We start from the raw sequence: 4,416 nt of genomic DNA, 5'->3' as shown, positions 1-4,416 counted from the left end.
TCGCAATCCACACCTGGCCAGAAGGCCCTCACTCATTTCAAGATCACCACGCCGTGAGCCCTGTCACCAACCTCCGTGGTCAGTACAGCTAGGGCCGGGGGAGAACGGCGAGGCCGGGTCTGCTGGTGATCACCGGGGCGCTTGGCGTTCCGCCGTTTCTGGTCCCCGTCTTTGACCCGACCCCCCGAGCCCTGGAGCGCTTACCCCCTCGCCCGCCAGAAATGATCCACCGGCCCGATGCCGGAACCCAGTGCGAAGCCGTGCTCGATGGCACCCGTCACATACGCCTTGGCGTTCGCGACAGCCTCGGGCATCGTCTCCCCCTTGGCGAGCTGCGAAGCGATCGCGCTGGCGAGGGTGCAGCCGGTTCCGTGGGTGTGGCGGTTGTCATGGCGGGGGGCCCGGTACCAGTGGGTTTCGCCGGTGGGGCCGAGGAGTAGATCCGCGGCTTCGCCTTCGAGGTGGCCGCCCTTGATCAGGGTCCAGCGGGGGCCGAGGTCGCGCAGCGCCTTCGCGGCGTCGAGCATCTCGCTCTCGTCGGTGACCTCAAGACCGGTGAGCTGGGTCACCTCGTGCAGGTTGGGGGTGACCAGCGTGGCGACCGGCAGGAGGCGCTCGCGGACGGTGGAAACGGCTGCGGCAGCCAGCAGCGCGTCGCCGTGCTTGGAGACTCCGACGGGGTCGACGACCACGGGGGCGGGGGCGTCGGTGAGGAGTGCGGAGACGGTTTCGACGAGTTCGATCGAGGCGAGCATGCCGGTCTTGATCGCTTGGACGCCGATGTCGTCGACGACGCTGCGGTACTGGGCGCGGACGGCTTCGGCGGGCAGTTCCCAGTAGCCCTGGACGCCGAGCGAGTTCTGCGCGGTGACGGCGGTGATGACGCTCATGCCGTGGACGCCGAGGGCGAGCATCGTCTTGAGGTCGGCCTGGATGCCGGCACCGCCGCCGCTGTCGGAGCCGGCGACGGTGAGCACCCGGGGCGGGGCGGTGTTGGTGGTCATGTGCCCCAACCTATCCACCGGGGGAAACGCGTCAGAGCACGGCCTCGGATTCGGCCCAGCGGTCCGGCGGGACGGTCTTGAGCCGGATGACGCCGTCGGCGATCGGGGTGAGGCGGATCCCGGTGTTGCGCAGGGCGGTGAACTGGCCGAAGGCGCCCTGGTGGACGGCCTCGACGGCGTGCCAGCCGAAGCGGGTGGCGAGGACCCGGTCGAGCGCGGTGGGGGTGCCGCCGCGCTGGGTGTGGCCGAGGATGACCGGGCGGGCTTCCTTGCCGAGCAGGTTCTCCAGTTCGAGGGCGAGCCGGGTGCCGATGCCGCCAAAGGTCTGGTGGCCGAACCGGTCGACCTGGCCGTGTTCGAAGCGCAGGGTGCCCGGCAGCGGCTGGGCGCCTTCGGCGACGGCGACGATGGCGAACTTCTTGCCGCGCCGGAAGCGGTCCTCGATCATCCGGGCGACGGCCTCGATGTCGAAGGGCTTCTCGGGGATGAGGATGCCGTGGGCGCCGCCGGCCATGCCCGCGGTGAGGGTGATCCAGCCGGTGTGCCGGCCCATCAGTTCGACCACCATGACGCGCTGGTGGGATTCGGCGGTGGTCTTCAGCCGGTCGATGGCCTCGGTGGCGACGTGCACGGCGGTGTCGAAGCCGAAGGTGACGTCGGTGGCGTCGATGTCGTTGTCGATGGTCTTGGGGACGCCGACCACCGGCAGCCCGGCGTCGCTGAACAGTTTGGCGGCGGTCAGGGTGCCTTCGCCGCCGATCGCGATCAGCGCGTCGATGCCGAGTTCGGCGGCGAGTTCGGCGGAGTTCTCCACCGCCCAGTGGATCCGCTCGCGCTGCACCCGGGCGGAGCCGAGGATGGTGCCGCCGAGGGTGAGCAGGCCGGTGACGTCATCGTGCGAGATCGGGCGGGCGCGGCCTTCGATCAGGCCGAGGAAGCCGTCCTCGATGCCGATGATCTCGTCGCCGTGGACGTCGGTGCCGCGGTGCACGACGGAACGGATCACCGCGTTGAGTCCTGGGCAGTCACCGCCGCTGGTGAGAACTCCGATGCGCATGGTGGCTGTGTTCTCCTGCTCCCGGGAACGCGGGGCCCCCAGCGTAGGTGGAGACCGGACCGCCGACGCTGCCGGTCCGCCCGACAGTCGCCACCCTACGCGTTGGCGGCCCTACCGACGGGTAAAGCGGGCGGACTACTGTTCGGCGAAGTGGTCCCAGCCGGCGGTGCGGTCCCAGGGGGCGCCGTCGACGGTGACCACTCCCCCGCGGCCGGGCCGGGCGGGGCGCACCACCTCGCCGATCTGCCGCCAGCGGGCGGGGAGTCCGGCGCTCTTCGGGAAGGTCGCGACGATCGCGTGGTCCTCGCCGCCGGACAGCACCCACACGAGCGGGTCCACGCCGACGGCCTGGCCGATGTCGGCCATCTGCGCGGGGATGTCGAAGTCCGCGGCCCGCAGGTCGATGTCCACGCCGCTGGCCCGGGCGACGTGGCCGAGGTCGGCGACCAGCCCGTCGGAGACGTCGACCATGGCGGTGGCGCCGAGGTCGCTGGCGGCGGGGCCGGCGTGGTACGGCGGTTCGGGACGGCGGTGCGCCTCGACGAAGGCCCGCGGGGAGCGGAAGCCGCGCTGCAGGACGGTCAGGCCGGCGGCGGACCAGCCGAGCCAGCCGGTGACGGCGACCACGTCGCCGACCTGGGCGCCGGAGCGCACCACCGGACGGCGGCCCTGCAGGTCGCCCAGGGCGGTGATGGCCAGGGTGATGGTGTCGCCGCGGACCACGTCGCCGCCGACCACGGTGGCGCCGGCCACCTGGCACTCGTCGCGCAGACCGTCCATCAGCTCGGTGGCCCAGGTGGTGGGCAGGTCGGCGGGGGCGACCAGGCCGAGCAGCAGGGCGGTGGGAACGGCGCCCATCGCGGCGATGTCGGCGAGGTTCTGCGCGGCGCACTTGCGGCCCACGTCGTACGCGGTGGACCAGTCGCGGCGGAAGTGCCGGCCCTCGATGAGCACGTCGGTGGTGGCCACCACCCGGCCGTCGGGGGCCTTGACCACAGCGGCGTCGTCGCCGGGCCCGAGTTCCACCGCCGGCGTCATCGGCAGCCGCGCGGTCAGCTCCCGGATGAGCCCGAACTCGCCGAGCTCGCCCACGGTCCCCTGCATCAGCCCGTCCTCCCGCGTTCTTCACGATCCGTCTTGGGTGTGCGCCCCCCGCGCGGCAGCGTACGCCCTCAAAGGGTTCGAGGGTCTCCCCTGTGCCACGGTCGCGCGGTAGCGTGGTGATCAGACTGCCGGTCAGCAACTCCCCCCACCCAGCCGCCTGGAGGTCCACCGTGGTGCAGGCATACATCCTGATCCAGACCGAGGTGGGCAAGGCCACCGCGGTCGCCGAGTCCATCGCCAAGATCCCCGGGGTGATCACCGCCGAGGACGTGACCGGTCCGTACGACGTGATCGTCCGGGCCGAGGCCGAATCCATCGACGACCTGGGCCGCCTGGTGGTGGCGAAGGTCCAACAGGTGGAGGGGATCACCCGCACCCTTACCTGTCCGGTGGTCCGCCTGTAGGGGCGCTTACCATCGACGGATGCGTCCACGTGAGCTCCTGAACCGCCTCCCCGCACCGGTCCGCTGGCTCGCACCGCCGGCCGTCCTGCTGGCCTGCACGGCCTTGCTGGCCGTCGCCTGGAGCGGCGACCCCGACGTCGAGCCGCCGACGCCCAGCGCCCAGGTCGCGCAGTACTGCCAGGCGCTGGACGCCAAGCTGCCCGCGGAGGTACTCGGCCACCCGCGCAAGGACCCGTCCCCGGCCTCGCCGTACACCGCCGCCTGGGCGTCCTCGCCGCGCACCGTGCTGACCTGCGGCGGGGACCGGCCGGCGTACATGAGCGACGACCGGAAGGGCCCGTGCATCGACGAGGTCCGCTGGGGCCTGACCGAGGACGGGCACGGCGGCTACTGGTTCGCCACCGGGCTGCGCAAGGCATACGTCGAAGTGCACGTCCCGGCGGGCGCCTACACCAACTACGCGGATCCGCTGAGCTCGTACACGGACGCCATCCGGTCGACCATCCCGACCTGGGACGAGAAGGCCGACCTGGACTGCTTCGACAACAACGCCTAGGTGTACTGACCACGGAGGTTGGTGACAGGGCTCACGGCGTGGTGATCTTGAAATGAGTGAGGGCCTTCTGGCCTGGTGTGGATTGCGACATCTTCACCGGCGACCAGAAAGGCCCTCATGCCACACCGTAACGCACCGCTGACCGAGACCGGACGCCTGCGCCTGGCCCGCTGCGTGGTCGAGGACGGCTGGCCACTGCGGCGGGCCGCCGAACGCTTCCAGGTCTCCCCGACCACCGCCAAGCGCTGGGCCGACCGCTACCGCGCGCTCGGCGAGGCAGGCATGGACGAC

6 protein-coding genes are annotated in these 4,416 nt (G+C 71.5%); 3 read left to right on the top strand and 3 right to left on the bottom strand.

Going from position 1 to position 4,416, the window contains the following annotated elements:
• Positions 1-200 precede the first annotated feature (200 nt).
• The 3 genes from thiD to ACFV18_RS32790 form a co-directional block, all read right to left on the bottom strand.
• On the bottom strand, positions 201-1,004 hold the full coding sequence (gene thiD / locus ACFV18_RS32800) for a bifunctional hydroxymethylpyrimidine kinase/phosphomethylpyrimidine kinase (RefSeq protein ID WP_380488967.1): 804 nt from the start codon (positions 1,002-1,004) through the stop codon (positions 201-203).
• A gap of 31 nt (positions 1,005-1,035) precedes the next feature.
• A complete protein-coding gene (locus ACFV18_RS32795; protein ID WP_380488966.1) occupies positions 1,036-2,061 on the bottom strand; it encodes an ATP-dependent 6-phosphofructokinase in 1,026 nt (341 codons plus the stop codon).
• 135 nt (positions 2,062-2,196) lie between these two features.
• Positions 2,197-3,165: a thiamine-phosphate kinase gene (locus tag ACFV18_RS32790; protein WP_380488965.1), complete on the bottom strand. Its 969-nt coding sequence runs from the start codon at positions 3,163-3,165 to the stop codon at positions 2,197-2,199.
• Between the two features lie 170 nt (positions 3,166-3,335).
• Here ACFV18_RS32790 and ACFV18_RS32785 point away from each other — a divergent pair, with 170 nt between their 5' ends.
• The 3 genes from ACFV18_RS32785 to ACFV18_RS32775 all read left to right on the top strand — a co-directional run.
• A complete protein-coding gene (locus ACFV18_RS32785; protein ID WP_380488964.1) occupies positions 3,336-3,569 on the top strand; it encodes an Lrp/AsnC family transcriptional regulator in 234 nt (77 codons plus the stop codon).
• Positions 3,570-3,588: 19 nt separating this feature from the next.
• Positions 3,589-4,125 (top strand): DUF3515 domain-containing protein, encoded by a 537-nt coding sequence (locus tag ACFV18_RS32780; RefSeq protein ID WP_380488963.1) that lies wholly within the window; start codon positions 3,589-3,591, stop codon positions 4,123-4,125.
• A 117-nt stretch (positions 4,126-4,242) separates the two neighbouring features.
• The coding region (locus ACFV18_RS32775; protein ID WP_380487149.1) for a helix-turn-helix domain-containing protein at positions 4,243-4,416 on the top strand (174 nt) is incomplete at its 3' end.

It is taken from the genome of Kitasatospora sp. NPDC059673 (assembly GCF_042734215.1).
GTDB lineage: Bacteria > Actinomycetota > Actinomycetes > Streptomycetales > Streptomycetaceae > Kitasatospora.
This window is presented reverse-complemented; position numbering and strand designations above follow the sequence as displayed.

Bases quoted from the DNA above. Each gene is read 5' to 3' on its own strand.
- thiD (WP_380488967.1), bottom strand. From the start codon at position 1,004: ATGACCACCAACACCGCCCCGCCCCGGGTGCTCACCGTCGCCGGCTCC.
- ACFV18_RS32795 (WP_380488966.1), bottom strand. From the start codon at position 2,061: ATGCGCATCGGAGTTCTCACCAGCGGCGGTGACTGCCCAGGACTCAAC.
- ACFV18_RS32790 (WP_380488965.1), bottom strand. From the start codon at position 3,165: ATGCAGGGGACCGTGGGCGAGCTCGGCGAGTTCGGGCTCATCCGGGAG.
- ACFV18_RS32780 (WP_380488963.1), top strand. From the start codon at position 3,589: ATGCGTCCACGTGAGCTCCTGAACCGCCTCCCCGCACCGGTCCGCTGG.